Source organism: Sandaracinobacteroides sp. (assembly GCF_057137845.1).
This window is the reverse complement of the sequence record NZ_DBNHFX010000191.1, coordinates 1-3,996: the sequence shown is the minus strand read 5'-3', so window position 1 is coordinate 3,996 and position 3,996 is coordinate 1. Positions and strand designations below refer to the sequence as shown.

The following is a 3,996-nucleotide window of genomic DNA, read 5'->3' as shown; positions in this document are numbered from 1 at the left end:
AAAGCGCGGAGGGTTTGAATGGCGATCAGCAACGGCACCCCCTATGACGAAGGCAACATCTTCGCCCGGATCCTGCGCAGGGAAATTCCGGCGAACACCGTCTTCGAGAACGAATTCGCCCTCGCCTTCCACGACATCAACCCGCAAGCGCCCGTGCATGTGCTGGTGATCCCGAAAGGCCCCTACGTCAGCCTTGCAGACTTTTCGGCCCACGCACCCGACAGCCTGCAGGCCGGCTTCTGGCGTGCCGTCGGCGACGTCGCGCGGCAGCTTGGGCTAGAGGAAAACGGCTATCGGATTCTGGCGAACGCCGGCACCGACAGCCATCAGGAAGTGCCGCATCTGCACGTTCATATCTTCGGCGGCCGTCCGCTCGGCCCGATGCTCGTTCGCGGCGCTTGACCGGGGCCGCGCGAAAGGACAGTTTCGCCGCCACGAATTGACCCGCGGACAAGAGGGGCCGCGGGGTTCAGGAAGGGAACCGCATGTCCTGGCGCATCAAGCCACTCGACTCCATTCTTGCCACTGCTGAAAAGAAAAGCCTGACGCGGACTTTGGGGGCGTGGCAGCTCACCTTGCTCGGCGTCGGCGCCATCATCGGCACCGGCATCTTCGTCCTGACATCGGAAGCCGCCCAGTTCGCCGGGCCGGGCATGATGGTCAGCTTCGTGCTTGCGGCGCTCGTCTGCGGCGTCGCGGCACTCTGCTACTCGGAAATCGCATCGATGGTGCCGGTGTCCGGATCGGCCTACACCTACACCTACGCCGTCATGGGCGAATTGCTGGCGTGGATGGTCGGCTGGGCACTGGTGCTGGAATATGCGGTCGCGGCATCGGCCGTTTCAGTTGGATGGTCTGGCTATTTCGTCGGCCAGTTGCGCGGCTGGTTCGGGATCGAACTGCCGTGGGAACTGGTGAACGGACCCTATGCGAACGGCATCATCAACCTGCCCGCCGTGATCATCGCGCTGGCCATCACCGGCCTGCTGGTGCTTGGAACGACGGAAAGCGCCCGCCTGAACGCCGTTCTGGTGGCGATCAAGGTCGTCGCGCTGACCGCGTTCATCGCGCTGGCGCTGCCGGTGATGAAAATGGAAAACTTCGCGCCGTTCGCACCGCAGGGCTTTGCCGGAATCTCGGCGGCGGCTGCATCCATCTTTTTCGCCTATGTCGGGTTCGACGCGGTATCGACCGCCGCTGAAGAAACCGTCAATCCGCAGCGCAACGTGCCGCTGGGCCTGTTGGGATCGCTCGGCATCTGCACCGTTTTCTACCTGCTGGTGGCAGCAGGCGCGATCGGTTCGCCGCTCGGCGCCCAACCGGTGACGGACGCGCTGGGCAACTGGGTGGACCCGGGTTCGCCGGCTCTCTTTGCCCGTTGCGGCGAACTTGCAGCAATCGGCCAGCAGCCGCTCGCCTGCTCGAAAGAGGCGCTGGCGCACGTCATGCGCGAAGTCGGCTATCTGAACGTCGGCAACCTGATCGGGCTGGCTGCGTTCCTTGCCCTGCCCTCGGTCATCCTCGTCATGATCTATGGCCAGACGCGCATCTTCTTCGTGATGTCGCGCGACGGGCTGCTGCCGGAAAAGCTGTCGAACATCCACCCCAAGTGGAAGACACCGCACATCATCACCATGGTGACGGGCGTTGGCGTGACCTTTGCCGCCGCGTTCCTGCCGGTCGGTGAACTGGCGGCGATTGCGAACGCCGGCACCCTGTTCGCGTTCCTGATGGTGTCGCTGGCAGTGCTGATCCTGCGCCGCCGCCAGCCTGAACGGCACCGCCCGTTCCGCACCCCTGCGGTCTGGCTCGTCGCCCCGCTGGCAACGATCGGCTGCCTCTATCTTTATTTCTCGCTGCCGGTGAAGGCGATGCTGGTGCTGCCGATCTGGGGCGGCATCGGACTGGTCGTCTATTTCCTGTACGGCTACCGCAAGAGCCACGTCGCCCGTGGCATCGTTTCGGTGCCGGAAGCCGACGCTGACGTGCCGCCGCAGCCGGTGCCGCCAATGCCGGGCGCGCCGACGCCCGGCGGCAGGGACGCCTGACGAACAGCGCCCCAAACACCGGAACGGGGGCCAGAAACGGGGGCCGGCGGACAGACCGCCGGCCCCTTTTTCGCACCCGTCCTTGACTTTTGCCGCAGTTCCCACCATTTGCGCGGCCACAGCGATGGCGCCCCTGCAACCCGGTTCGGGAAAATGCAACGGCAGGCCAGTCGCCGGGGCGCGTGATCGCATCGGATTTACCGAACCGACCCCGGGTTTAGCGCTGTCCCCATCTGACATTCCTGCCACGCGGGATGTCTGGCCGGTTTTGCGCAACACAAGGCGCAACGCCAGACGAAAGACTGATTCTTGACTGATTTCTCTTCGCTGGGCCTCGCCCAGCCGCTGCTCTCGGCCCTTGAGGACGAGGGTTACCACAACCCGACCCCTATCCAGAGCAGCGCCATTCCCCCGGCGCTCGAAGGCCACGACCTGCTTGGCATTGCGCAGACCGGTACCGGCAAGACGGCGGCCTTTGCGCTGCCGATCCTCGACCGGCTGATCGCCAATCCCGCGCCGCGCCGCAAGCTGGCACCGCGTGTGCTGGTGCTTGCCCCGACGCGCGAGCTGGCGACCCAGATCGCCGACAGCTTCCGCAGCTATGCACGTTTCGTGAAACTGTCGATCATCACGGTGTTCGGCGGCGTTCCGATCCAGCGCCAGGAACGGCAACTGTCGCACGGCGCCGACGTGCTGGTGGCAACGCCCGGCCGGCTCCTCGATCTCGTCGATCGACGCGCCGTGCTGCTCGATCAGGTCGAGGTTCTGGTGCTCGACGAAGCCGACCAGATGCTGGATCTTGGTTTCATCCACGCGCTGAAGCGCATCGCAACCATCCTGCCGCGCCAGCGCCAGAGCCTGTTTTTCTCGGCCACCATGCCGGCGTCGATCGCCGATCTGGCAGGCCGTTTCCTCAGCAACCCCGTCAAGGTGGAAGTGACGCCCGTCGCCACGACTGCCGAGAAGGTGGAGCAATATGTCACCTTCCTCAACCAGGCGGAAAAGCAGGCGCTGCTGACGCTGACGCTGCGTCAGCCCGACTTCGCCAAGTGCCTTGTATTCACCCGCACCAAGCATGGCGCCGACCGCGTCGTCCGCTATCTGGAAGGCGCCGGGGTTCGTGCCGCCGCGATCCACGGCAATAAAAGCCAGCCGCAGCGTGAACGGGCGCTGGCACTGTTCCGCGACGGCCACATCGGGGTGCTGGTGGCAACCGACATCGCCGCCCGTGGCATCGACATCGACGCAGTCAGCCATGTGATCAACTTCGAGATCCCCAATGTGCCGGAACAATATGTGCACCGAATCGGCCGCACGGCACGCGCCGGGCGCGAAGGCATCGCGCTGAGCTTCTGCGCGCCCGACGAAAAGCCCTACCTGAAGGACATCGAGCGCCTGATCCGGCAAAAGGTCGACGCGCTGCCGCTGCCGCCGAACTTCCTGAAGGAAGCGGCAAGCCTGCCGAAGCCTGCGCCGGTGCGCGCTTCGGGGCGCGACGAATATGCGCGGCCCGGCGAAATCGGCACGCACCGCCACGCAGCGCGCCCTGCCGGTCATGCACATGGTGGGCCGCGCGGCCGTCGCCCGCACCCGCGCCATCATGGCGGCGATGCGCAAGCGTACGACGGACAGGGGCAACATGGGCATCCGCGGCAGTTTGCGGGCCGCGACGCGGCGGGCGAACATGCCGGCCACGAAGGCGGCGATCGCCGGCCTGCCAAGCGCCCCGGCGGCTTCCACCAGGGGCCAGGTCGCGGTCATGGTGGCCAAGGCGGCCACAGCGGTCAGGACCATGGTGGTCACGGTCAGGGCGGTCACAGTCGTGGAGCACAAGGCCGCAACGGATCAGGTCAGGGCCATGGTGGGCCGGGCCGTGGCGGACACGGCCGTGGCGGGCCGGGTCGCGGTGGATCAGGGCGCGCCAGCCACGGCCATGGCGGTCGCGGCG

General features: G+C 66.1%; 3 protein-coding genes. All 3 read left to right on the top strand.

What is annotated here, in order from left to right:
- Positions 1-18 precede the first annotated feature (18 nt).
- Positions 19-402, top strand: a complete 384-nt coding sequence (locus tag AC16JP_RS10645; protein WP_484340593.1) for a histidine triad nucleotide-binding protein — start codon at positions 19-21, stop codon at positions 400-402.
- Positions 403-485: 83 nt separating this feature from the next.
- Positions 486-2,048, top strand: a complete 1,563-nt coding sequence (locus AC16JP_RS10640) for an amino acid permease (protein ID WP_484340592.1) — start codon at positions 486-488, stop codon at positions 2,046-2,048.
- A gap of 309 nt (positions 2,049-2,357) precedes the next feature.
- A partial coding sequence (locus tag AC16JP_RS10635) for a DEAD/DEAH box helicase (RefSeq protein WP_484340591.1) occupies positions 2,358-3,996 on the top strand: 1,639 nt, incomplete at its 3' end.

What these genes read in the sequence shown, in the direction of transcription:
- AC16JP_RS10645 (WP_484340593.1), top strand. Translation starts at nt 19, where the DNA reads ATGGCGATCAGCAACGGCACCCCCTATGACGAAGGCAACATCTTCGCC.
- AC16JP_RS10640 (WP_484340592.1), top strand. Translation starts at nt 486, where the DNA reads ATGTCCTGGCGCATCAAGCCACTCGACTCCATTCTTGCCACTGCTGAA.